Raw genomic sequence first — 22,179 nt, 5'->3', positions numbered from 1 at the left:
AGACCCCGCCGTACCAGCGGAAGTCGATCGGGGTGAAGCCGTGCTCCTCGAAGAAGTGGCCCCGGGCGACCTGAGCCGACAGGTCGGTACCGGCCAGCGGGAGCGAGAGGAACCCGAGCGCGAGCAGCAGCGACGTCAGGAACGTGACCGTGACCGGCAGGCGATGCGACTCCGGAAGGAGGCGGAGGAACAGCACGTCCCACCGCCGGATCGGCGGCTGCGGCCCGGTCTCGCTCACCGGCAGACGCAGGTGGACGCCGGTCTCTTCGTCCGGAACCGCCGCCATGGCCTCCGTGCTCCCCGGATCTGCCGCGGCCTTCTCCGGATCCGGCGCCTGACCGGCGTCGCGCGGCGAGGCCGGCGAGACCGTGTCAGGCATAGAACACCCGCTCCACCGCCTGCCTGCCGTGCCGCATCGTCCGCAGGTACTCGTCGAGGAACTCGCCGGTGTCTTCCTCGGCCGGCCGGCCGATCGCCCGCGCGACGCCGAGCAACTCCTTGCCGTGCCGCGGCAACTGGTCGGACGGACGCCCGCGCACGAGCATCAACGCGTTCCGCACCTGCGCCGCCATCTCCCATGCTGCCACCAGCGCATCATGGTCGACCGCGGTGATCAGTTCCGCGTCCCGCGCCGCGCCGAGCGCCGCGATCGTCTGCGTCGTCCGCAGCCCTGGCACCTTCGCGCCCGACCGCAACTGCAGCAACTGCACGGTCCATTCGACGTCGGCGAGCCCGCCGCGCCCGAGCTTGGTGTGCGTCGCCGGGTCGGCGCCCCGGGGCAGCCGCTCGACGTCGACGCGCGCCTTGATCCGGCGGATCTCGGTGATCGCGACGGCGTCCAGGCCGTCGGCCGGGTACCGGAGCGGGTCGATCAGCTCGATGAACCGCCGCCCGAGGTCTTCGTCGCCCGCCACCGGGCGGGCCCGCAGCAGCGCCTGCCACTCCCACGGCTTCGACCAGCGCCGGTAGTACTCGGCGTACGAACCCAGCGAGCGGACGAGCGGCCCCTGACGCCCCTCCGGCCGCAGGTTGGCGTCGATTTCGAGCGGCGGGTCGTTCGCCGGTGCGCTGAGCAGCCGCCGCAGTTCCTCGGCCACGGCCCGGGCGGCCGCCGTGGCCTCCCGCTCGGAGGCCCCGTCGATCGGCTCGTGGACGAACATCACGTCGGCGTCGGAGGAGTACGACATCTCCGCCCCGCCGAGGCGGCCCATTCCGATGATCGCCATCCGGATCGGCAGCGACCCGTCCGAGTGACCGGAGTTCTGGGCGATCACCCGCTCGGCCACCGACAGCGCCGCCACCAGCACGGCGTCCGAGACGTCGGTCAGCACGCGTCCGACCGTCGAGACGTCGTCGAAGCCGAGCAGGTCCGCGAACGCGGTCCGCAACAGCTCCCGGCGGCGCAGCGCCCGCGCGGCGGCCACCGACGCCTCGGCCGCGGTGTGCCGGGCCGCGGCCCCCCGCAGAGCGCCGTGCAGCACCTCGCGGGAGCGCGGCCTCAGCTCGGCGTCGTCGGCCAGCAGTTGCAGGCCCTCGGGGTCGTGGGTGAGCAGGTCGGCGACGTACAGGCTGGTGCCGAGCAGCGTGGGCAGACGCTCGGCGACCAGGCCCTCGTCGCGGACGAGGCGCAGGAACCAGGGCGTCGCGCCGAGCCGGTCGGAGACCTGCCGGTAGGCGAGCAGGCCGGCGTCCGGGTCGGGTGCGTCGGCGAACAGCCCCAGCATCGCCGGCAGCAGCGCCCGCTGGATGTGGGCGCGCCGCGAGACCCCCTGCGTCAGCGCCTGGACGTGCCGCAGCGCCCCGGCCGGGTCGGTGAACCCGAGCGCCTCGAGCCGCGCCCGGGCGGACTCCGGGACCATTCGCAGGTCTTCGTTGGAGACGACCGCGACCGCCTCGAGCAGCGGGCGGTAGAACAGCTTCTCGTGCAGACGCCGCACCTCGCGGGCGTGCCGGGCCCACTCGGCGTGGAAGCCCTCGACCGGGTCGCCGGCACCGCGGTGCCCCAGCGTCGCCGCCAGCCAGCGCAGCTCGTCGTGCTCGGTCGGGAGCCGGTGCGTGCGCCGCAGCCGCTGGAGCTGCAGCCGGTGCTCGACGGTCCGCAGGAACCGGTAGGACGAGTCGAGCGCCTCGCCGTCCAGCCGCCCGACGTAGCCGCCGTCGATCAGGGCTCGGAGCGCGTCGAGCGTGTTGCCGCTGCGCAGCGTCGAGTCGCCCCGGCCGTGGACGAGTTGCAGCAGCTGGACGGCGAACTCGATGTCACGCAGCCCGCCCGGGCCGAGCTTGATCTCCCGGGCCGCCTCCTTGGCGGGCAGCGACTGTTCGACCCGCTGGCGCATCGCCCGGATCTCGGCCACCGCGCCCTCGCGCCCGGCGGCGCCGTCCCGGCGCGACTTCCCGGTCGTCGTGCCCCAGACCAGTGGCGTGACCTCGCCCATCCAGGCCATGCCGAGCTCGAGGTCACCGGCGATCGGGCGGGCCTTGATCAGCGCCTGGAACTCCCAGGTGCGGGCCCACTGCTTGTAGTACGCCGCGTGCGAGGCGAGCGTGCGGACCAGCGGGCCGTCCTTGCCCTCCGGACGCAGTGCCGCGTCGACCTGCCAGGCGACGTCCTGACAGATCCGCATCATCGCGCTGGCCAGCGTCGTGGCGGTGCGCAGCGCCGGGCCGGGGTTGTCGCCCGGCGGGAACTCGGTGCCCGGTGCGCCGGGCTCGGCCACGAACACCACATCGACGTCGCTGACGTAGTTGAGCTCGCGGCCACCGCACTTGCCCATCCCGATGACGCCGAGCCGGACGACCGGAGCGTCGTCCGGCAGCCCGGCCGCGGCGACGGCGAGTGCGGCTCGCAGGGTCGCTTCGGCGAGGTCGGCGAGCTCGGTCGAGATCATCGCGACGTCGGAGCGGCCGGCCGGGCCGTTCTCGGAGAGGTCTCTGGCCACCGTGCGCAGCAGGCACCGCCGATACGCCAGGCGCAGGTCGGCGACGACCTCCGCACCGGCGCCCCGGGCTCGCGCGCCCCCGCTCCCCCACGTCTCCCCGGCGTCGGTCGGCGCTCCCACCGCGTCCAGAAGAATTTCCCGGAGCAGCTCCGGTGACGGCCGCGACGGCTCCCACACGCCCGACACCAGCGCGCGCCACTCGTCCGGAAAAGCGCAGAGATGATCGCCGAGCGAGGCGGACGCGCCGAGCACGCCGAACAGGCGGTCGCGCAGGCCGAAGTCGGTCCGCAACGCGGTGGCCAGCGCGGACGGGTCTTTCTGCGCGGCGTTGAGGCGGTGCAGCGTGAGCGCGGCGAGGTCGGGATCGGCGGCGTGGGCGAGCGCGAGGATCTGCGTCTCGCCGTCCGGACCGTCCGGCCCGGACGTCTGCGGGTTCCACCAGCCCAGGCCGTCGGGGCCGAGCAGGTCGGCGGCGCGGGCGGGCTGGACGAACCCGAGTCGGGAGAGCCGGCTGGTGCCGGCCGGTGCGGGACGGGTCATGCGTCGACCACCGGGAGCGGGATGCCCGGGCCGACGCCACGGCCGGCCGCGACCTGGACGAACCGCCCGGCGAACGGACGCCAGACCTCTTCGATGTCGGCCTCCACCGCGGCGCAGCGAGCCAGCACGTCGTCGGCGTCGAGCCCGGCCTCGGCCAGCGAACCGGTGTCGCTCCGGGCCCAGGACTCCAGCATCGGCAGGTCGCACTCGATGTGGAACTGGACGCCCCAGGCGCGCTCACCGACCCGGAACGCCTGGTGCGGCACGCGCGGCGAGGACGCCAGCAGTACCGCGCCCGGCGGCAGCACCGTGATCTCGTCCACGTGCCACTGATAGACGTCCGGCGTGAACGGCAGCATCGCGAACAGCGGATCGCTCTGCCCGACATCGCGCTTGGCCACCAGGAACGCCCCGATCTCGGGACCGTTGCCGGCCGGTTCCACCCGGCCGCCGAGCGCACCGGCGAGCAGCTGCCCGCCGAGGCAGACGCCGAGCGTCGCCACCCGGGTGGAGACCGCCTCGCGCAGCAGGTTGCGCAACGCCGGGAACCACGGGGACGCCGGCCGGCCGTCCACGTCGTAGGCCGGCTGGGCGCCCCCGAGGACGACCAGGCCGTCGAACCCGGTCAGATCGGCGGGCAACGGCTCGTCGTCGAACGCGCGGACGACGTGCAACTCCGCGCCGGCATCGGTGAGCCACTCCCCGAGTCGGCGGGCGTCGTCTTCCGCGTCGTTCTCGACGACCAGCAGGCGTGGATTTCTCACCCCTGCAGGCTAGCGAGTGCCGCTAAAGGAACGGCAGGTACCGGCGCCGCTCGTACGCGGTGACCTGACGGCGGTACTCGTCCCACTCCGCGCGCTTGTTCTTCAGGAAGAAGTCGAAGATCTGCTCGCCCAGCGCCTCGGCGACCAGTTCGCTCTTCTCCATGTAGCCGAGCGCCTCGGAGAGGTCGTGCGGCAGGTCCTGGTAGCCCAGCGCCCGGCGCTCCTCGGGCGAGAGCGACCACACGTCGTCCTCGGCCCCCGGCGGGAGCTCGTAGCCCTCTTCGATGCCCTTGAGCCCGGCGGTGAGCAGCACCGCGAACGTGAGGTACGGGTTGCAGGCGGCGTCGACCGACCGGATCTCGACCCGGGCCGAGTGCGGCTTGCCGTACCGGGGCACCCGGACCAGCGCCGAGCGGTTGAGGTGACCCCAGCAGATCGAGCTCGGCGCCTCGTTGACCGAGTTCGTCTGCACCCCGAACAGCCGCTTGTACGAGTTCACCCACTGGTTGGTGACCGCGGTGTACTCCTGCGCGTGGTGCAGCATCCCGGCGATGAACGCCTTCGCGGTCTTCGACAGCGTCATCGGGTCGCCCGGGTCGTGGAACGCGTTGCGCTCGCCCTCGAACAGCGACAGGTGGGTGTGCATGCCGTTGCCGGCCAGGTCGGTGAACGGCTTCGGCATGAACGTCGCGGAAACGCCCTGGAAGAGCGCGACCTCCTTGATGACGTGCCGGAACGTCATGATGTTGTCGGCCGTGGCCAGCGCGTCGGCGTAGCGCAGGTCGATCTCCTGCTGGCCCGGCGCGGTCTCGTGGTGGCTGAACTCGACCGAGATGCCGATCCGTTCCAGCGCCAGCACGGCCTGCCGGCGGAAGTCGCGCGCGGTGGCGTGCGTGGTGTGGTCGAAGTAGCCGCCGGAGTCGACCGGGGTCGGGCGGGTGCCGTCGGTCGGGTGGTTCGCGAGCAGGAAGAACTCGATCTCGGGGTGCGTGTAGAACGTGAAGCCCTTGTCGGCGGCCTTGCGCAGCGCACGCCGGAGCACGTGCCGCGGGTCGGCCCAGGACGGCGAGCCGTCGGGCGTCTGGATGTCGCAGAACATCCGGGCGCTCTCACCGGAGCCGGCGCCCTCGAACGGGAACACCTGGAACGTCGAGGGGTCGGGCATCGCGACCATGTCGGCCTCGTAGACCCGGGTGAAGCCCTCGATGGCCGACCCGTCGAAGCCGATGCCCTCCTCGAAGGCGGCCTCGAGCTCCGCCGGCGCGACCGAGACGCTCTTGAGCGTCCCCAGCACGTCGGTGAACCACAGCCGGACGAAGCGGATGTCCCGCTCTTCGAGCGTTCGCAGCACGAAATCCTGCTGACGGTCCACGAGCCTTCCCCTCCAGTTGCTCACCTAGCGTGGCCCGAAGTCTTCCCGGGGCTTGTTACGACGACGTTACGACGCGAGGGCACGATGTGGTGAATCGCCCGGGTGACGAACCCCACGCCCCTTCGGACGCGCACGGTGCGACGATTGCGCCGTACCCGGGGACCCGCACAGGCGGGCCTCGAGGAGGAAAGGGGACGAAGATGTCCGAAGAAACGTCTCTGTACGGCGGCCCGGCTCAGCGTCGGGTCCGAGCCCGTGATCTGGTCGCCGCCAAGGAGCGCGGGGAGCGGTGGGCGATGCTCACCTCCTACGACCAGTACACGGCCGCGCTGTTCGACCGCGTCGGCATCCCGGTTCTGCTGGTCGGCGACTCCGCGTCGAACAACGTCTTCGGGAACGAGACCTCGCTGCCGGTGACCGTCGACGAGCTGATTCCGCTGGTCCGAGCGGTGAGCGGGGCGGCGTCGCGGGCGATGGTGGTGGCCGATTTCCCGTTCGGATCGTTCGAGGCCGGGCCGGAGCAGGCGCTGGCCACCGGCGTCCGGTTCCTGAAGGAGGGCCGCGCGCACGCGGTCAAGCTCGAGGGTGGCGCGCGGGTCGCGCCGCAGGTCGAGGCATTGACCGGGGCCGGAATCCCGGTGTTCGCGCACGTCGGCTTCACCCCGCAGCACGAGAACCTGCTGTCGGGCTACCGGGTCCAGGGCCGCGGCGACGACGCCGACCGGATCGTGGACGACGCGGTGACGCTGGTCGAGGCCGGTGCGATCGCGGTGGTGCTGGAGATGGTGACGTCCGAGGTCGCGAAGCGGATCACCCACGCGGTCCGGGTCCCGACGATCGGCATCGGCGCCGGAGCCGACACCGACGCCCAGGTGCTGGTCTGGCAAGACATGGCCGGGCTGCGCACCGGCAAGCTGCCGCGCTTCGTCAAGCGGTACGCGGATCTGGACGCTGTCTTGGGCGACGCCGCCCGCCGCTTCGCCGAGGACGTCCGCGGTGGGACGTTCCCGGCCGAAGAGCACACGTTCCACTGAGGGCAGGCTAGAACCGTCGGCGGTGGCCACGATCGCGGCCACCGCCGATGATGAAGATGCCGAAGAGCAGCAGCGGGAACGCGCCCAACGCGCCCCGGCTGACGGCCGCGAGCCCGCCGACCAGCATGAGGATCGCCAGCACGAACAGCACCGGGCGCATCATCCAGCGGCCGGGAGGCTCACCCTGACCGGCGTTCGCCGGCTGCGGGTAGCCCACCGCCGGCTGCGGCGGGCGGTGCGCGGGCAGCACCTCGTCGAACGCCACCGGCAGGTCGGCCAGTAACGGCCGCAACTCGGCGACGGTGCGGGCCGACAGCGCGGCGTCGACCCGCTGCTCGTACTCGTCGATCGTCAGCCGGCCGTCGGTGGTGTGCTGGCGCAACACGTCGGCCACCGTCTGACGCTCGGCGTCGGACGCCCGCACCGGCGGGCGACCGGGTACCGGCGAACGGTCGGGTTCGGAGCCGTGCTGCGCCATGCTGCCTCCCGGAGTGCCTACGAACGACGGTACTCCGGGAGTTCGAGTGATCAGTCGTTCCAGCGCCGGTCTTCGGCGTCCGCGACCGCGTTGCGGTTGGCGACGGTCTCCAGCGCCTTCTCGGCGGCTTCGCGGCTCGTGTACGGACCTAGCCGGTCGGAGGCCTTGCCCTTGTCGTCGTCGGTCTCGACCCGGCTGTGCTTGAGGTTCCACCAGTAACGGGTTTCCTCGGCCATGCTGATCACCCTCCCTCTCGATGCGTTCGTTTCCCGACGCCGTCGCCGGACAAACCGTGCCGCGGTTCCGCCAGCCGCTGAGCCGCGTCCACGACCGTCCGCCGGCGGGACGCCCACTCGTCGTCGTCGATCGGGCCGCCGGCGAGCATGCGGGCGATCTGCGGCGCCGCGAACCACCAGCTGGCCAGCGAGATCAGCAGAAACATCAGGTGGTGGGCCGGGATCGCGTCGTCGAGCAGGCCCTCGCTCTGGGCTTTCCCGATCGCCTCGGCCTTCTCTCGATAGTGGACCGCCCGGTTGGCCTCGTCGGCGACCGTACCGGTGCCGGACAAGCCCTCCCAGAGCACGAGCCGTTGCAATCCCGGGTTCTCGCGCAGGTAGTCGAACGTGCGACCGGCCAGCTCGGCGTAGTCCTCGGTGCGGGAGATCCGGACCGGCACGGCGGCGGCGACCTTGTCGAGCTCCTCGACCAGGATGCTGAGGAAGAGGGCGTTCTTGTCGCCGAAATAGCTGTACAGACGCTCTTTGTTGGCCTGCGCGCGGATAGCGATGCGCTCGACCGTGGTGCCGTGCAGGCCGTGCTCGGTGAACTCCTGGAGCGCGGCGTCGCGAAGGCGCCTCTTGGTGGCTTCGACGTCGCGCGGCATGGCTCCCAGCATACCAACGTTGCCGTTGGCCAGGCTTCGCGCTAGCGTTTCCAACGCAACCGTTGGAAAGGGTTGGTCATGAACACTGTGCTCATTCTCGGAGCCTCCCGCGGCCTGGGCCTCGGCCTGGCGGCCGAGTACCTCGCGCGCGGCTGGAACGTCATCGGGACGATCCGCGAAGGCTCCCCCGGCGGCCTGCCGGACCTCGCGTGCGACCGGCTGACGATCGAGACGGTCGACGTCACCGACCAGGCCCAGATCGACGCTCTGCGGACGCGTCTGGAGGGCACCGCCGTCGATCTGCTGTTCGTCAACGCGGGGATCACGAACGCGAACGTGCCGGTCGCCGAGGTGCCGACCGAGGAATTCGTCGACGTGATGGTCACCAACGTGCTCAGCCCGATGCGGGCGGTCGAGGCGCTCGACGACCTCGTGCCGCCGACCGGCACCATCGCGGTGATGTCCTCGCGCCAGGGAAGCATCACGAGGAACACGAACGCCGGGTACGAGGTCTACCGGGCCAGCAAGTCGGCGCTCAACCAGTTGATGCGTAGCTACAGCGTTCGCCACGCTGCCGACCCGCGCACGTTTCTGCTGGTCGACCCGGGCCACGCACGAACCGAGCTAGGTGGGCCGGGTGCGGTGCGCACGGTCGAGCAGGCCGTCCCGCCGGTCGTCGACACGGTCGAGAAGCGGGCCGGGCAGGGCGGGCTGCACTTCGTCGACTACGAGGACCGCATCGTCCCCTGGTGAGCCAGCTCCGCGGCGCGACCGGCCGCGGCGACGGCCGCGGCCTCGTCGCCGAGCGCCCGGGCGACCTCGGCCTGCTTGAGCCAGTTGTACGGGCTGCTCGGCCGGACGCTCAGGCGCTCGCTGACCAGCGCACGGGCCAGCGGGAGGCGCCCGGCCCGCAAGCTCGCCTCCACCAGCGTCTTGTAGACCGCGTCGCGCTGCGCGTGGCTGCCGCCGAACTCGTTCACGTATCCCCGGATCGGCACCAGCAGGTCGACGACCGCGTCGTACTGACCCCGTCCGAACGCGACCAGCGCCCGGCACACCGGAACGCCGACCCGCGCGGTCATCGCCTGGTTGCTGACTCCGGTGCGGTCGGTACCGAGCCAGGCGACGCGGTCGGCGATCAGCGCGTCGGCCAGGTCGTAGCGCCCGGCACCGACGTAGGCCATCACCGCGTGGGCGTCGTTGAACGCGTAGAACGCCTCGGCGGTGCGGGCCTGCCAGGGCTCCACCAGCGCGGCGAACCGCTCCGGCTGCGGGTCTCCGGCCAGCGCGAACCGCCAGAGCAGCGCGGCCGCGTCCAGCAGCTCCAGCGAGAGGCCGGACGACTGCGGGCCGTGCAGCACCGAGTCGTAGATGGCCAAGGCCCGGTCGCGGTCACCGGCCTCGAGCGCGAAGAGCCCGTAGTGCCACCAGGTGTGGACGTTGAAGAACGTGCCGGCCGACCAGTCGGGCACGCGGTCGTCGAGGTACCGGATGCCGTCGCCGAAGCGGCCCTGCATCTCGTAGGTGTGGGCGACCGCGTGGATGCCCCAGACGTCCTTCGGGTCGCGTTCGACGGCTTCCCGTCCCACGTCCTCGGAGCGGTCGTAGTGACCGGCCTCTTCCAGGCCGAACGCGTACATCCCGAGGACGTTCGGGTAGTGCGAGTCGTCGGGGTGCCAGGCCGTCAGCGCGGCACCGACCCGGTCGCGCAGGCTGGTCGCGTTGCCGGTGAAGAAGTCGAGCTGGTGGCCTACCGCCAGCGCGAGCGCGTCGCGCGGGTACTCGACGGTCAGGTCGGCGAGCGTGCGCCCGGCCCCGTGGAAGTCGCCCGCGGCCAGGCGCTGCACCGCGTCCAGATGGGCTTGGTCGTGAGGGGTGGGTGCGCTCGGCCGGGCGTCCGCCAGGAACGTACGGGTGGCGAGCGCGTCGGACGCCTCCGTGGTCAGCAGGCCGAGGTACGCGCGGAGCGCGATGGCCATCGGGAACGTGGGGTCGGCGGCCAGCGCCGCGTCGGAGGCCTCGACCACCTCGGGGCGGAAGTGGAGTAGTTCGTCGACGGCGCGGTCGACGTGCTGCCGCGCGTTCATCGCACGTCGTGGCCGGCGTCGCGGAGGAGCTCGGAGGCTTTCCCCGCGTGCGCGGCCGGGACGAGGACCAGGTCGGCGTCGTAGGTGGAGGCGACGAAGACCGGCAGGTCGGCCCCGGACAGCGGAGCGACGATGCTCAGCAGCATGCCCGGGACGTCGATCTCGTGGGCGGTCCGGCCGGCGAACGCGCGCCAGCCGTCGGGGGTGTCGGAGACCGTACGGATCACGGTCAGGCCCTCGGGCGCGCGGACCAGCGCGACCCAGTCGCCGCCGGCGACGATCTGTTCGTTGTCGTGGCGTTCCACCACGAACGTCTCCGGACGGAGTTCGAGGCTCTGGGGCACGAACGTCGGCATGCGTGTGAGGTTACGCGTGACGACCTGGCGTGCAACGGCCCGTTTCCCGGGCCCCGGCCCGCGACCGCGCCGCAGTGGGCGAGGTGCACCACTCCACCGAAAACTGGCCCAGCCGCTCGTGAACACCTTTGACTCCTTTGCCGTGAGAACACAGAGCGGAATCAGCTCACTACTCACAGCGATACGAGGAGAACCCTCATGAGGAGAAAACTGCTCTCTGCAGCGACCGCCGCGCTCGTATTAGGCGCTGGACTGCTGGCACCGGCCCCCGCGCAGGCAGCAACTCGAGCGCCGGCAGCGTTCGCCGACGTCTGGCGCGCCTGCGGCTGGCGCACCTCAGACCGGAAAATCGTCCGCACCTTCGACCGCTACCGAGCGAACGTGCCCGGGAAATTCCTGCGGGGCGGCAAGTCGAATCTGCTGTGTGGGGACAAGAAGTTCGGCTACCGCCACATCCTCGACGGGCACCGCACCGAATGGGAACGGGCGGCCTTCCCGGTCCGGCGGAACTGGCGCGACGTCGCCGACTTCTCGATCGCGACGATCCTCGGCGATCCCGACAAGGTCACCTACAGCACCAGGGCCAAGACCTATTGCTTCTCCCGCGTGATCTACCTCGTCGACAAGAACACCGGCCGGACCGTCAGCACGAGCATTCCCCGGGTAGCCGTCGCCGAGTCGACCAAGCGGATCATCACCGCGTTCCCCTCCAAGGAGCAGTGCTCGTAGGTCACCCGCCGGGGAAATTGATAACGTGCGGTCCGTGGACGTCATCGGCGCGATCGTCGAAGAGCTCTCGCCGTACGCGACGGTCAGGTTGTCCGAGCAGCCGGGAAAGATCTTCCTCGACACGCTCCACGGCCGGCCACTGCAGCCACCCGCGGTGATCATCGCCCCGGACGATGCCGTGGCCAACTACGTGCGATCGTCCGCGGCCGCCGCGCAGGCTCTGCACACCGACGTCGGTCCCGAAGAGGGCGGCGTGCGCCTGTTGCTGGTGCACATCACCGAGGAAGTGCTCAGCAAGGCGCAGGCCGGCACCACCCTCACGGTCGAGGACGACGAGATCACGGTCGTCGGCGAACGCACGACCGACCTGTCGGGCCTCGACCCTGACGGCGAGTACTACTGGACGGCCGACCGCCCCGACGAATTCTGACCGGGGAAGCCGGGCGCAAGGGCGGTGGACGAGTCGGCCTGTACGCCGGGTTCTGTGGCCAAGGCAAGCCCTGACCAGCGGCCATCCATCTCGGCCTGCCGTCGCCGACAGGCTCTAGCGGTCTACCCGTGAACATCGGGCGGGCAGCCCTCGAGCGTTCACGCAGAGCGACCGGGGTCGCTCCTCTTGACCTTGCTCCGGGTGGGGTTTACCGAGCCGCCCCGGTCACCCGGGGCGCTGGTGGTCTCTTACACCACCGTTTCACCCTTACCGAACACCTCACGATGCCCGGCGGTCTTTTTTCTGTGGCACTGTCCCGCGGGTCACCCCGGGTTGCCGTTAACAACCACCCTGCCCTGTGGAGCCCGGACGTTCCTCGGCAACGCTTCCGGAGAAGCATCGACGCGACCGCCCAGCCGACTCGTCCACCGCCCGCACGATCTTACGCACCCGCTGAACGTACGGTGAGACCCGATGGACCACTCGCTGCTCGACATCGCCCTGCTCCTCGTCGCCGGACTCGCGGCCGGGGTGGTGAACGCGATCGCCGGGGGCGGATCGCTACTGACGTTCCCGGCCCTGATCGCCACCGGTCTGCCGAGCATCGCCGCGAACGTCACGAACTCCGTCTCGGTCACCCCCGGCTACCTGTCCAGCGTCTGGGGCAGCCGGGAGGACCTCCGCGGGCAGAGCGGCCGGGTCAAGGGGCTGGTCCCGCTCGCGATCGTCGGCGGCGCCGGCGGCTGCGTCCTGCTGCTGGTCACCCCGGCCGACGTCTTCGAACTCGTCGCCCCGTTCCTGGTGCTCGCGGCGACGGCCGTGCTCGGCTTCCAGCCCAGGCTCCAGAAGATCGTCGGGCACCCGGCGAGCCTGAGCCCGACCCGGCGCCGCGCCACGATGTCCACCCTCACGCTGCTCGGTGCCGCCTACGGCGGCTACTTCGGCGCCGCGCTCGGCGTCGTCCTGGTGGCGGTTCTGGCTCTTGTCCTGGACGAGAAGCTGCAGCGCATCAACGCGCTCAAGAACGTGCTGTCGGCGACGATCGGCCTCGTGACGGTCGCCGTGTACGCGATCTTCGGCCCGGTGTCGTGGCTCGGCGTGGCGATCGTGGCCCCGGCGACCGTGGCCGGCGGCTACCTCGGCGCACGCCTCGCCCAGAGACTGTCGGCGAAGGCCCTGCGAAGGACGATCGTCACGTTCGGCACCACGATCGGGCTGGTCCTGCTCCTCCAGGCGCTACGAAGCTAGTTCCGGGGTCCGACCGGGGCCGGGGTGCGCACCCCCCGGGCTGCGCACCCCCCACGATCACGTCGACGACTTGCCGTCGCCGACCAGCTCCGGGATCTCCCGCACGTCCGGGTCCCCGGCCTCCGCCGTGTAGTCCGCCGGCTTCGTCGTGTCTTCGCCGTCGGTGACGTTCGCCGCCCGCAGGATCCAGGTGCCCACGACCGCGACCAGCAGGTTCAGGCCCACGGCCAGGAACCCGGCGTAGATCGTCCACTTCGTGTCCAGCCCGAGCTCCGAGAGCTTGAACGCCGACCCGCCGAAGTGCAGGTGCTTGGTCGCCGGGTTCGGGACCGTCCACAGCATCCAGAAACCGAAGCCCATCCCGGCGGCCCACCCGGCGACCAGCGCCCACTTGTGGAACCACCGCGTGAACACGCCCAGCGCCACCGCCGGCAGCGTCTGCAGGATCACGACCCCGCCGATCAGCTGCAGGTCGATCGAGTACTGCGTGTCGAGCCCGAGAACCAGCACCACGGCCACGAACTTCACGACCAGCGACACGATCTTCGAGACCCGCGCCTCTTCGACCGGCCCCGCGTCCCGGTGGATGTACTCCGTCCAGATGTTCCGCGTGAACAGGTTCGCGGCCGCGATCGACATCACCGCCGCCGGCACCAGCGCACCGATACCGACGGCCGCATGCGCGACTCCGGCGAACCACGACGGGAACGCCCAGTCGAACAGCAGCGGCACCACGGTGTTGCGATCACCGGCCACGCCGTTGGCGGGATCCGCTCCCACCGGCACGATCTTCGCCGCGATCGCCATCAGCCCCAGCAGCGCGAGCAACCCGAGAACGAACGAATACGCCGGCAACGCGGCCATGTTCCGCTTGACCGTGTCCCGCGACTTCGCCGCCAGCACTCCGGTCAGCGAATGCGGATAGAGGAACAGCGCCAATGCCGAACCCAGCGCCAGCGTGATGTAGTTCAGCTGGTTGTTGGCGTTCAGCAGAATCCCCGATCCGGCCGCCTGCGCCGCCGGAGCCGAGAACTTCGCGCCCGCGGCCGAGAAGATCGCGTCCCACCCGCCGAGCTTCGCCGGGATCACGATGATCGCGACGATCACGGTCAGGTAGATCAGCGAGTCCTTCACGAACGCGATCAGCGCCGGTGCCCGCAGACCCGAGTTGTACGTATAGATCGCCAGGATCAGGAACGCGATCGTGATCGGCCACTTGCCCTCGACGCCCATCGCCTTCAGCACGGCCTCGATACCGACCAGCTGCAGCGCGATGTACGGCATCGTCGCGAGAATTCCGGTGATCGCCACCAGCAACGCCAGCGTCGAGGACCCGAACCGGGCCCGCACGAAGTCGGCCGGCGTCACGAAACCGTTCACGTGCGAGACCGACCACAGCCGGACCAGCGGCAACAGCACGATCGGGTACAGCACGACCGTGTACGGCAGCGCGTAGAAGCCGAGCGCCCCCGCGCCGAACATCAGCGCCGGAACGGCCACGAACGTATAGGCGGTGTACAGATCACCGCCGAGCAGGAACCAGGTGATCCAGCCGCCGAAATTGCGGCCGCCGAGGCCCCATTCGTCCAGGTGCTCCATCGTGTCGGGCTTCCGCCAGCGCGAGGCGACGAACCCCAGCACGCTGACGAACGCGAACAGCACGATGAAGATGACCAGCTCGGTGACTTTGACGTCCATCGCTCATCGCCTCCGGGTCTGCCGGTAGACGACGAGCGTCACGCTGACGCTCAGGAACACGAAGAGCAGTTGAAGCCAGTAGAAGCGCGGAATTCCCCAGAGCACGGGATCCGAGCCGTTGTAGAGCATCGGCAGCAACGGCACGATGACCGGCACCAACAGCAGCCAGTACCAATGGTTGCGATCGGACCGGGCCGGCGGCTCCGAGGGTGGCGGCGAGGGGGTTTCCTCGGTTGTGGACATCGTTGTCCTCCTCACGCGCAGTGACGAGTTCCGTGACGCAGGCCACAAGACACTAGCCGTCAAAAGTGCCGGTAAGCCCCGATGCCGCGCCAAGCGGTCACGTTTCCGCGCCCGACGGTCACCTCAGATGGTGGGTGTCGTTCACCAAGCGCACGTTCGAGGGCCCGTCCGCGTACCAGTCGACCTCGGACACACCGGTCACGTCGAGCTGCAGCCGGTACAGCATCACCGGCGGAGCCTCCAGCGCGAGCCGCAGCAACGTCTTCAGCGGCGTCACGTGCGAGACCACGACCACGGTCTCACCCGCGTGGTCGGCGACCAGCCGCTCCTGCGCCGCGGCGACCCGCTCCGCGACCTGCGCGAAGCTCTCGCCCCCGGGCGGCGCCACCTCGGGCGAGTTCAGCCAGGCGTCCACCGCGCCCGGATCGGACCGCCGGGCCTCGCTGAAGGTCAGCCCCTCCCAGTCACCGAAATCCGTCTCGACCAGATCCTCGTCGAAGAACAGTTCGACCCCGATCGCCTTCGCGATCAGCTCCGCGGTGTGCCGCGCCCGCCGCAACGGCGAGCTCACGACCACGTCGATCCCCGGTCGCGCGGCCAGCCTCGCGGCCACCCGCTCGGCCTGCACGACCCCCTCCTCCGACAGCGGCACGTCTCCCCTCCCGGAGAACCGCCGCTCCGGCGACAACACCGACGAAGCGTGCCGCACCAGCACCGCGGTGGTGGCCCGCCGTTGCGGTCCGCCCCTCCACCCTGGTCCGCTTTCTTCTTTCGACGCCGCCCGGCTGACCGCCGACGGTGAGCCACCACCGCGCTCACCGCGCGAGCCGACCTCGGGCACCGCCGCGGTCGGGTCGCTGCCGCCCGCGTCCACGGCCGGGCTCGAGCCGCCCGAGCCGCCCGAGCCGCCCGGGCCGGACGAGCCGCCCGAGCCGGACGGGCCGGACGGGCCGGACGGGTGGTCGCGCCGAATGTCGTTGCCGTCCATCGCCGCGTTGGCCAGCGCGTCCGCGGCCTTGTTCTCGGCCCGTGGGATCCAGGTCAGCGTCACCGCGTCGAACGACCGGATCAGCTCGTTGATCCGGCCCGCCAGCGGGCGCAGGTGCGGCTGCTTGACCTGCCAGCGCCCGGCCGACTGCTCGATGACGAGCTTGGAGTCCATCCGGACGTCGACCCGGCGGGCCCCGAGCGACTGTGCGGCCTCGAGCCCGGCGATCAGCCCCGAGTACTCGGCCACGTTGTTCGTCGCGATACCCAGCCCGGCGGCGCGCTCGGCCAGCACCGCGCCGGTCTCCGCATCCCGCACGACCGCGCCGTACCCGGCGTTGCCGGGGTTGCCGCGCGACCCCCCGTCGGCCTCGACGACGACGTGCTCGTAGCTCACAGACCGGACTCCGCCGTGCGGACGAGGATGCGGCCGCACTCCTCGCACCGCAGCACCTCGTCCTCGTCGGCCGCCTTGGCGTCGCGCAGCGCGGTGCCGTACAGCTCGATCCGGCAGCCGCCGCAGCGGCGGGCGCGCAGTGCGGCCGCGCCGATACCCCCGCTGGACGCGCGCAGCTTCTCGTAGAGCGAGCGCAGGTCGTCGGGGATCTGCGCGGCCAGCGGCTCGCGCTCGGCGGTACGGGCGGCGATGTCGGCGTCGATCTCGGTCTCCAGCGTGTCTCGGCGCACCTCCAGATCGGCCAGGCCCTCGGTGGCCGAGTCGAACCGGGTCTGCACCTCCGAGCGGGCGGTGTCGGCGGTCTCCCGCTCCTCCATCAGCACCAGCTCGTCGTCCTCCAGCGCGGACTGGCGGGCCGCCAGCGTCTCGACCTCGTGCTGCAGCCGCTCGAGTTCCTTGGACGAGCCGATCGTGCCGGAGTCCATCCGCTGCCGGTCGCGGTCGGCCCGGGTGCGGACCTGGTCGACTTCCTGTTCCAGCGTGTGGATCTTCCGGTCGAACTCCTCGACCCCCGACTCCGCCGTGGACAGCTCGTCGCGCAGACCGGCGAGCGTGCCGGCCGCTTTCTCGATCTCGGCGTGCTCGGGCAGCGTGCGCTTGCGGTGCGCGAGCTGATCGATCGAGAGATCGACGGCCTGCAGGTCGAGCAGGCGGAGCTGGTCTGCGGCGGGTGCCTTCACGGTGCTCCCAAAATCAGCCGGGTCAGGGCGTCCACGCCGGAACCACCGCACGTGTCCACGGGTCGGTGACGAGGTCGGAGACGAAGACCTCCACCGTAGCGGGAGCCAGGGCGGCGCCGAGTGCGGCGGCGGCGTGTGCGAGCCAGGGCTGCTCGCTGGCCCAGTGCGCGACGTCGAGCAGCGCCGGGCCGCCCGCCTCGGAATGCTCGGAAGCCGGGTGATGCCGCAGGTCGGCGGTGAGAAACGCGTCGACGCCCGCCCGGGTGGCGTCCCCCAGGTACGAGTCACCGGCACCGCCGCTGACGGCCACCGTCCGGACGATGCGGTCGGGGTCGCCGGTGAAGCGGATGCCGCCGCTCGTCGGAGGCAGCGCGTGCGAGGCGGTCTCGGCGAGCTCGGCGAGCGTCATCGCGGTCGGGAGCGTGCCGATCCGGCCGATGCCGATGCGGTCCTCACCGGGGTGCGGGTGCAGCGGCCGCAGGTCGCGGAGGTCGAGGCGGGCGGCGAGCGCGTCGGAAACGCCGGGGTCGGCCGAGTCGGCGTTGGTGTGCGCGACGAACAGGCCGGCACCCGCGCGGATCAGCCGGTGGAGCGTCCGGCCCTTGGGCGTGGTCGTGGGGATCGCGGTGACGCCCCGGAGCAGCAGCGGATGGTGGGCGACCAGCAGGTCGGCGCCCCAGGACAGCGCTTCGTCCACGGTCGCGGCGACGACGTCGACGCTGAAGTAGACGCGGCGGACCTCGGTGGCGGGGTCGCCGCAGACCAGCCCGACCGCGTCCCAGCTCTCGGCGAGGTGGGGCGGGTAGAGCCGGTCGAACACGCTCGTGACGTCGCTGATCGTGACCACGTCAGCAGGCTAGTGCGTGCCTGATCGACGCCGCCGGGTCGCCGTCGTGATAGATCCGTTCGTCGGGTTCGATGCCGTCGAGGAACTCCTGGTAGCGGACCGCGTAGGCGAGGTGGGCGAGGGGTTCGCCGAGGGTCAGCGCGCGCTCCGGGTCGGCGCCGGGTGCGTGTTCCCGCCAGGCGCCGACCCAGGCCGCGGTGGCCGTGTCGCGGCGCTCCCCGGGCAGGTAGTCGATCGCGCGGAGCCCGTCCTGGACGGGGTTGCCCCAGTAGGCGTCGGCGAAGTCGATGACCCGCGGGGGCGACCCGGGGGTGCCGCGCCAGTTGCCCGGGTGGAAGTCGCCGTGCACGAGCGTGTCCGGCAGCCCGCAGGCGCTCAGCGCCGCCCAGCGCGCGTTGAGCGCCCGGGCGCGTGCGGTGGTCTCCGCGGGCAGTTCGGGCGCGAGCCGCACGAGAAGCCCCTCGATCCGCGCCGCGAGCAGGGAGGGCCGGCCGTCGCGAAGTCCGGCCGACGAGAAATCGGGGTTTCCTGCGGGCCCGGTGGCGAGCGCCGCCTGCGCGGCCACCCAGCGGCTGACGGTGCTGGTGACCTGGGCGTCGGACGCCTGCCAGAGGTCTTCGCCGGGAATGTCGGCGAGCAGCAGGCGGCCGGGGGCGGCGGCCAGGACCTCGGGGACCAGCGTGGGGTCGACGGCCGCGATCGTGGCGATGGCCGTGGCCTCGTCGGCCGCGAACGGCGGCGTCGCTTTCAGCCAGACCGGCCCGGCCGCGGTAGGCAGCCGGAACAGCGCCGCCAGATTCCACGACTTGTGCTGCACCGCCCGCCCGGTGAGGGTCACGAACCCGGCGGCCCAGTCCAGCAGCCCGGTGATGCCTTCCCTCGTCGCCCACGGCAGTCGCAACGGTTCCGGCGGATCACGGAACACCGCGGCCCGGAGCGGGCGCGACGGCCGTGCGGACGCCTCGACGTGATAGGTGACGTGCCCGTCCCGGGCCCCGTCCGAGCCCTCGACGCTCAGCAGCCTGAGGACCGTGACCGGTACGCCGAGCTCTCGTTCCAGAACGGACACCACCGGGGCCACCTCAGCCCACCACGGCACATCGACCTCGAACGGCCCGATTTCCCCCAGGCACTCGTCCGACCGTGTGACCACTGCGCTGATAGTCCGCTCCACACTGTGGAGTCTGGCAGGGAATAGACCGCACGATCGCCACCCCATTCGGTAGACTTCCACCGGACCAACAGGGGGCGTCCTATCTTTGTGCTGCGTCGGCGGTACTCCGGTGACTTCGAACGCTGAAGAGCGCTGCGGTCATGTCTCGCCCCGCCGACCCAAGGAGCGCTGATGTGCGGTTTCGGCGGCGAGATCCGATTCGATAAGCAGCGGCCCGACGTCGACGCCCTGCGGCAAATGCAACCACGATTGTCTCTCCGGGGCCCGGATGCGAGTGGCGAGTGGTCGCACAAGGCGACGGCACTCGTGCACAGCCGTCTGCAAATCATCGATCTTTCGGAGGCCGGCGCTCAACCGATGACCGATCCCGATCCGGCCGCCGTCGGAGCCGCGGATCGCACTCTGGTTTTCAACGGCTGCATCTACAACTACCAGCAGCTACGCGCGGAGCTCCACGGCCTGGGGCATACGTTTTTCTCCACGTCGGACTCCGAGGTGATTCTCAAGGCCTACCGGCAATGGGGTGAACGCTGCGTTGAGCGATTCCTCGGCATGTTCGCGTTCGCGATAGCCGAACACGACACCGGGCGGCTCGTCATCGCCCGGGACCGGCTGGGGATCAAACCGCTGTACTACACCGAGAAGCCGGGCAGCTACCTGCGTTTCTCGTCCACTCTGCCGGCGCTCTTGGCCGCCGGTGTCGACGACACCGAGATCGATCCGACCGCACTCCACCACTACCTCAGTTTCCACTCGATCGTGCCGGCGCCCCGGACGATCTTGCGGGGCGTCCGGAAGCTGCCGCCCGCGACCGTGCGGGTGATCGAGCCGGACGGTCGTTCCACCGACACGGTGTACTGGCAGCCGGCCTGGAGCCGCGGTGAATACGCCGGTCTCTCGTCCGGAGCGTGGAGCGAGCTGGTGCTGGAGCGGCTGCGCGTCGCGGTCGAGCGGCGCATGGTGGCCGACGTACCGGTGGGCGTGCTGCTCTCCGGGGGTATCGATTCCAGCCTGGTCGTCGCGCTGCTCGCCGAGGCCGGCCAGACCGGCCTGCAGACGTTCAGCATCGGCTTCGAAAGCGAACCGGACGCGCAGGGCACGATCGAACGCGGCGATGAATTCCAGTACTCGGACATCATTGCGAAGAAGTTCGCCACCGAGCATCACCAGATCAGGATCCGGACGGCAGACATCGTGCCGGCCGTCGAGGCCACGATCGGCGCGATGAGCGAACCGATGGTCAGCCACGACTGCGTCGCGTTCTACTTGCTCTCCGAGAAGGTGGTCAAGCACGTCAAGGTCGTCCAGTCCGGACAGGGCGCCGACGAGATCTTCGCCGGGTACGACTGGTATCCGCCGCTGCTCGACGTCTCCCGGGACGAGGCGGTCGAGCAGTACAGCCGGGTGTTCTTCGACCGGCGGCACGGCGATCTGGCCAAGGTCCTGCGTCCGCAGTGGCTGGAGCAGATGAGCGAGGACCCCAGCACCGAATTCGTCCGCCGCCATTTCGCCCAGCCCGGCGCGGAGACGACCCTCGACGCCGCGCTCCGCTCCGACAGCCAGATCATGCTCGTTGACGACCCGGTCAAGCGGGTCGACAACATGACGATGGCCCACGGCCTGGAGGCGCGCGTGCCGTTCCTCGACCACGAGTTGGTCGAACTGGCCGCCGCCTGCCCACCGAAGTTCAAGCTCTCGGTCGAGGGCGACCCGACGAAACAAAACATCGGCAAGGCAGTGCTGAAGGAAGCGGCGCGGGGCGTGGTTCCGGACGAGGTGATCTATCGGGAGAAGGGATACTTCCCGGTCCCGGCCATCCGGCACATGGGCGGGCCGATGCTCGCGCGGGTCGAAGAGGCTCTGCGCAGCCCGGAGGCGCGCCGCCGGGGGCTGTACACCGACGAGTTCATCGCGAAGCGCCTGGCGAACCCGAACTCGATGCGGACGAACCTCGGCTCGAACACGCTGTGGCAGTTGGCGACGCTGGAGATCTGGCTGCAGACCATGGGGGTGGGATGAGCTTATCGGTGGGGTCGGGCTGGCGAACGAGTTCGCACAGCGCGGACAAAGCATGTGTCGAAGTCCGGCGTGACGCCGACGGGGTGTCCGTGCGCGAGTCGCGGCGCCCGTCGGCCGGGGAATTACATTTCCCTGATGCCGTCTGGCGCCGGTTCATCGCAGGCGTGAAAGAGCGGTCAGGGGGCGGTTCCCCGGAAGCGCGCGATCGCGTCGCGGATCATCGCTGACGTGTCGCCGATCCGGGTGATTCGTTCGAGGTAATAGAAGTTCCCCAGATAGTGCTGCGGCGTTCCGACCGGCGGCGGGCCCTCGCCGGAATCCGTGTCGTCCTCACGCTGGACGAGGTCGCCGCTCGGCCGCTCCTCGAACGAGATGCTCGGATCGTCGGGGTGGTTGAACTCCAGGTGGTAGTAGGGAGCTTCCATCAATGGATAGATGCCTTCGGTGAACGGCACTATCCGGATCGTGACGTTGGGCCGGGTGTTCACGGCTAGCAAGTGCTCCAGCTGGCGCGCCATCTTCTCCGGACCGGCGGCCGATCGGCGGATCACCGCCTCGTCCAAGACGAACTGCAGCGTCGGACCGTTGTCCCGGAGTAGGCGATCCTGCCGCATCCGGCGCAACTCCCAGAGCTGACCGACTCGATTCAGATCGTTGTCGGTCGCGACCTTCAGTACCTCTTGAGCGTATTCCTCGGTTTGCAGCAAACCGGGTACATAAGTGTTCTGGAACACCCGGACGGTCTTCGCCGACGATTCGTACTCCAAATAGTCGACGTAATCCGACGACACTATGTCGCGGTAGGGCGACCACAGCGACTTGGTGCGCGCCACTCGCGCCACTTCGACCTTGTCGTCTACTTCAGGAACGTCGTCGACCCCGTAGTAACCGAGCAACGCCCGCAGGTCGTTGGTGCTGATGTTGACCATGCCGGCTTCGATCCGGATGAGCTTGGAGAGCGACCAGTCCATCGCGTCGGCGGCGGCCCGCTGGGTCAAGTCGAGGTTCTCTCGCATCCGGCGCAACTGGATCCGTAGCCGACGCCGCATGACCGCCGGGGTGGCGTCCGTCATCGTGCTCCCTTCCGTCCGTGGTTGGCACGCACTATAGGACATTAGCTGCTGGCAGGACGACCAGCTTCGTTCTGAAGTTCGAAGTCTGCTATGTCGCTATCGGCTCGCCTCGCGTCCGATAGATCCCCCAGAAGGCATTTT

22 protein-coding genes and 1 other RNA gene are annotated in these 22,179 nt (G+C 70.4%); 7 read left to right on the top strand and 16 right to left on the bottom strand.

Annotated features, from left to right (window positions below; all coding sequences use genetic code 11):
- Positions 1 to 371: 371 nt before the first annotated feature.
- From ACIBZJ_RS06745 to glnA, 3 genes are read right to left on the bottom strand one after another with little or no spacing between them, the layout of a single operon-like run.
- Entirely contained in the window at positions 372 to 3,479 is a 3,108-nt protein-coding gene (locus ACIBZJ_RS06745; RefSeq protein ID WP_395926353.1) for a bifunctional [glutamine synthetase] adenylyltransferase/[glutamine synthetase]-adenylyl-L-tyrosine phosphorylase, read from the bottom strand.
- Positions 3,476 to 4,243 (bottom strand): type 1 glutamine amidotransferase, encoded by a 768-nt coding sequence (locus ACIBZJ_RS06740; protein ID WP_395926351.1) that lies wholly within the window; start codon positions 4,241 to 4,243, stop codon positions 3,476 to 3,478. The genes ACIBZJ_RS06745 and ACIBZJ_RS06740 overlap by 4 nt, the downstream gene beginning before the upstream one ends.
- Positions 4,244 to 4,265: 22 nt before the next feature.
- Entirely contained in the window at positions 4,266 to 5,615 is a 1,350-nt protein-coding gene (glnA, locus tag ACIBZJ_RS06735; RefSeq protein ID WP_395926349.1) for a type I glutamate--ammonia ligase, read from the bottom strand.
- 200 nt (positions 5,616 to 5,815) lie between these two features.
- Between glnA and panB the strand changes: the two genes are divergently transcribed.
- A complete protein-coding gene (panB, locus tag ACIBZJ_RS06730) occupies positions 5,816 to 6,649 on the top strand; it encodes a 3-methyl-2-oxobutanoate hydroxymethyltransferase (protein ID WP_395926347.1) in 834 nt (277 codons plus the stop codon).
- A gap of 7 nt (positions 6,650 to 6,656) precedes the next feature.
- Here the strand turns inward: panB and ACIBZJ_RS06725 are convergent, their stop codons facing one another.
- Genes ACIBZJ_RS06725 through ACIBZJ_RS06715 form a run of 3 tightly spaced genes read right to left on the bottom strand, consistent with a single transcriptional unit; the run spans position 6,657 to position 8,010 of the window.
- On the bottom strand, positions 6,657 to 7,127 hold the full coding sequence (locus tag ACIBZJ_RS06725; protein WP_395926345.1) for a DUF1707 domain-containing protein: 471 nt from the start codon (positions 7,125 to 7,127) through the stop codon (positions 6,657 to 6,659).
- A 50-nt stretch (positions 7,128 to 7,177) separates the two neighbouring features.
- Positions 7,178 to 7,363: a hypothetical protein gene (locus ACIBZJ_RS06720; RefSeq protein WP_395926343.1), complete on the bottom strand. Its 186-nt coding sequence runs from the start codon at positions 7,361 to 7,363 to the stop codon at positions 7,178 to 7,180.
- A 5-nt stretch (positions 7,364 to 7,368) separates the two neighbouring features.
- Entirely contained in the window at positions 7,369 to 8,010 is a 642-nt protein-coding gene (locus ACIBZJ_RS06715; RefSeq protein WP_395926342.1) for a TetR family transcriptional regulator, read from the bottom strand.
- Positions 8,011 to 8,088: 78 nt separating this feature from the next.
- On the opposite strand from ACIBZJ_RS06715, the gene ACIBZJ_RS06710 reads away from it, so the two are divergent.
- Positions 8,089 to 8,763: an SDR family NAD(P)-dependent oxidoreductase gene (locus ACIBZJ_RS06710; RefSeq protein ID WP_395926340.1), complete on the top strand. Its 675-nt coding sequence runs from the start codon at positions 8,089 to 8,091 to the stop codon at positions 8,761 to 8,763.
- Here ACIBZJ_RS06710 and ACIBZJ_RS06705 read toward each other — a convergent pair.
- Positions 8,736 to 10,097 (bottom strand): tetratricopeptide repeat protein, encoded by a 1,362-nt coding sequence (locus ACIBZJ_RS06705; RefSeq protein ID WP_395926337.1) that lies wholly within the window; start codon positions 10,095 to 10,097, stop codon positions 8,736 to 8,738. The genes ACIBZJ_RS06710 and ACIBZJ_RS06705 overlap by 28 nt on opposite strands.
- The gene (locus tag ACIBZJ_RS06700) at positions 10,094 to 10,453 is read right to left on the bottom strand and encodes an ACT domain-containing protein (protein ID WP_395926335.1); all 360 of its coding nucleotides are present in this window, start codon (positions 10,451 to 10,453) and stop codon (positions 10,094 to 10,096) included. The genes ACIBZJ_RS06705 and ACIBZJ_RS06700 overlap by 4 nt, the downstream gene beginning before the upstream one ends.
- Before the next feature lie 381 nt (positions 10,454 to 10,834).
- Between ACIBZJ_RS06700 and ACIBZJ_RS06695 the strand changes: the two genes are divergently transcribed.
- Together ACIBZJ_RS06695 and ACIBZJ_RS06690 are read left to right on the top strand one after the other, a co-directional pair.
- The gene (locus ACIBZJ_RS06695) at positions 10,835 to 11,182 is read left to right on the top strand and encodes a hypothetical protein (protein ID WP_395926333.1); all 348 of its coding nucleotides are present in this window, start codon (positions 10,835 to 10,837) and stop codon (positions 11,180 to 11,182) included.
- A gap of 34 nt (positions 11,183 to 11,216) precedes the next feature.
- The gene (locus tag ACIBZJ_RS06690) at positions 11,217 to 11,612 is read left to right on the top strand and encodes a hypothetical protein (RefSeq protein WP_395926331.1); all 396 of its coding nucleotides are present in this window, start codon (positions 11,217 to 11,219) and stop codon (positions 11,610 to 11,612) included.
- A gap of 25 nt (positions 11,613 to 11,637) precedes the next feature.
- Here the strand turns inward: ACIBZJ_RS06690 and rnpB are convergent.
- Positions 11,638 to 12,036: RNase P RNA component class A (gene rnpB, locus ACIBZJ_RS06685), an RNA gene on the bottom strand.
- A gap of 50 nt (positions 12,037 to 12,086) precedes the next feature.
- Between rnpB and ACIBZJ_RS06680 the strand changes: the two genes are divergently transcribed.
- On the top strand, positions 12,087 to 12,860 hold the full coding sequence (locus tag ACIBZJ_RS06680; RefSeq protein ID WP_395926329.1) for a sulfite exporter TauE/SafE family protein: 774 nt from the start codon (positions 12,087 to 12,089) through the stop codon (positions 12,858 to 12,860).
- Positions 12,861 to 12,917: 57 nt separating this feature from the next.
- On the opposite strand, the gene mctP is transcribed toward ACIBZJ_RS06680, so the two are convergent.
- The 6 genes from mctP to ACIBZJ_RS06650 all read right to left on the bottom strand — a co-directional run bounded on the left by mctP (position 12,918) and on the right by ACIBZJ_RS06650 (position 18,925).
- Complete coding sequence (gene mctP, locus ACIBZJ_RS06675) at positions 12,918 to 14,558, bottom strand: monocarboxylate uptake permease MctP (RefSeq protein ID WP_395926327.1); 1,641 nt, start codon at positions 14,556 to 14,558, stop codon at positions 12,918 to 12,920.
- 3 nt (positions 14,559 to 14,561) lie between these two features.
- Positions 14,562 to 14,801, bottom strand: coding sequence for a DUF3311 domain-containing protein (locus ACIBZJ_RS06670; protein WP_395926325.1), 240 nt, complete (start codon positions 14,799 to 14,801; stop codon positions 14,562 to 14,564).
- A gap of 118 nt (positions 14,802 to 14,919) precedes the next feature.
- Positions 14,920 to 16,185, bottom strand: coding sequence for a bifunctional RNase H/acid phosphatase (locus ACIBZJ_RS06665; protein WP_395926323.1), 1,266 nt, complete (start codon positions 16,183 to 16,185; stop codon positions 14,920 to 14,922).
- Positions 16,182 to 16,925, bottom strand: coding sequence for a zinc ribbon domain-containing protein (locus ACIBZJ_RS06660; RefSeq protein ID WP_395926321.1), 744 nt, complete (start codon positions 16,923 to 16,925; stop codon positions 16,182 to 16,184). Before ACIBZJ_RS06660 ends, ACIBZJ_RS06665 begins: the two co-directional genes overlap by 4 nt.
- Positions 16,926 to 16,947: 22 nt before the next feature.
- Positions 16,948 to 17,772, bottom strand: coding sequence for a Nif3-like dinuclear metal center hexameric protein (locus ACIBZJ_RS06655; protein WP_395926319.1), 825 nt, complete (start codon positions 17,770 to 17,772; stop codon positions 16,948 to 16,950).
- 1 nt (position 17,773) lies between these two features.
- Positions 17,774 to 18,925, bottom strand: coding sequence for an aminoglycoside phosphotransferase family protein (locus ACIBZJ_RS06650; protein ID WP_395926317.1), 1,152 nt, complete (start codon positions 18,923 to 18,925; stop codon positions 17,774 to 17,776).
- A gap of 192 nt (positions 18,926 to 19,117) precedes the next feature.
- On the opposite strand from ACIBZJ_RS06650, the gene ACIBZJ_RS06645 reads away from it, so the two are divergent.
- Both ACIBZJ_RS06645 and ACIBZJ_RS06640 read left to right on the top strand, forming a co-directional pair.
- Positions 19,118 to 20,965, top strand: coding sequence for an N-acetylglutaminylglutamine amidotransferase (locus ACIBZJ_RS06645; protein ID WP_395926315.1), 1,848 nt, complete (start codon positions 19,118 to 19,120; stop codon positions 20,963 to 20,965).
- Positions 20,962 to 21,192 carry a DUF397 domain-containing protein gene (locus ACIBZJ_RS06640; protein WP_395926313.1) on the top strand — a complete coding sequence of 77 codons (231 nt, stop codon included), beginning with the start codon at positions 20,962 to 20,964 and terminating at the stop codon, positions 21,190 to 21,192. The genes ACIBZJ_RS06645 and ACIBZJ_RS06640 overlap by 4 nt, the downstream gene beginning before the upstream one ends.
- Here the strand turns inward: ACIBZJ_RS06640 and ACIBZJ_RS06635 are convergent.
- Positions 21,142 to 22,038, bottom strand: coding sequence for a helix-turn-helix domain-containing protein (locus ACIBZJ_RS06635; protein ID WP_395926311.1), 897 nt, complete (start codon positions 22,036 to 22,038; stop codon positions 21,142 to 21,144). The genes ACIBZJ_RS06640 and ACIBZJ_RS06635 overlap by 51 nt on opposite strands.
- Positions 22,039 to 22,179 lie beyond the last annotated feature (141 nt).

The organism is Cryptosporangium sp. NPDC051539, assembly GCF_044454545.1.
In the GTDB taxonomy this organism is placed as follows: Bacteria; Actinomycetota; Actinomycetes; order Mycobacteriales; family Cryptosporangiaceae; genus Cryptosporangium.
The sequence above is the reverse complement of the archived record's forward strand: the minus strand, read 5'-3'. Positions and strand labels throughout refer to the sequence as shown.

Bases quoted from the DNA above. Each gene is read 5' to 3' on its own strand.
- ACIBZJ_RS06745 (WP_395926353.1), bottom strand. From the start codon at position 3,479: ATGACCCGTCCCGCACCGGCCGGCACCAGCCGGCTCTCCCGACTCGGG.
- panB (WP_395926347.1), top strand. From the start codon at position 5,816: ATGTCCGAAGAAACGTCTCTGTACGGCGGCCCGGCTCAGCGTCGGGTC.
- ACIBZJ_RS06725 (WP_395926345.1), bottom strand. From the start codon at position 7,127: ATGGCGCAGCACGGCTCCGAACCCGACCGTTCGCCGGTACCCGGTCGC.
- ACIBZJ_RS06720 (WP_395926343.1), bottom strand. From the start codon at position 7,363: ATGGCCGAGGAAACCCGTTACTGGTGGAACCTCAAGCACAGCCGGGTC.
- ACIBZJ_RS06715 (WP_395926342.1), bottom strand. From the start codon at position 8,010: ATGCCGCGCGACGTCGAAGCCACCAAGAGGCGCCTTCGCGACGCCGCG.
- ACIBZJ_RS06710 (WP_395926340.1), top strand. From the start codon at position 8,089: ATGAACACTGTGCTCATTCTCGGAGCCTCCCGCGGCCTGGGCCTCGGC.
- ACIBZJ_RS06705 (WP_395926337.1), bottom strand. From the start codon at position 10,097: ATGAACGCGCGGCAGCACGTCGACCGCGCCGTCGACGAACTACTCCAC.
- ACIBZJ_RS06700 (WP_395926335.1), bottom strand. From the start codon at position 10,453: ATGCCGACGTTCGTGCCCCAGAGCCTCGAACTCCGTCCGGAGACGTTC.
- ACIBZJ_RS06680 (WP_395926329.1), top strand. From the start codon at position 12,087: ATGGACCACTCGCTGCTCGACATCGCCCTGCTCCTCGTCGCCGGACTC.
- mctP (WP_395926327.1), bottom strand. From the start codon at position 14,558: ATGGACGTCAAAGTCACCGAGCTGGTCATCTTCATCGTGCTGTTCGCG.
- ACIBZJ_RS06670 (WP_395926325.1), bottom strand. From the start codon at position 14,801: ATGTCCACAACCGAGGAAACCCCCTCGCCGCCACCCTCGGAGCCGCCG.
- ACIBZJ_RS06645 (WP_395926315.1), top strand. From the start codon at position 19,118: ATGTGCGGTTTCGGCGGCGAGATCCGATTCGATAAGCAGCGGCCCGAC.
- ACIBZJ_RS06640 (WP_395926313.1), top strand. From the start codon at position 20,962: ATGAGCTTATCGGTGGGGTCGGGCTGGCGAACGAGTTCGCACAGCGCG.
- ACIBZJ_RS06635 (WP_395926311.1), bottom strand. From the start codon at position 22,038: ATGACGGACGCCACCCCGGCGGTCATGCGGCGTCGGCTACGGATCCAG.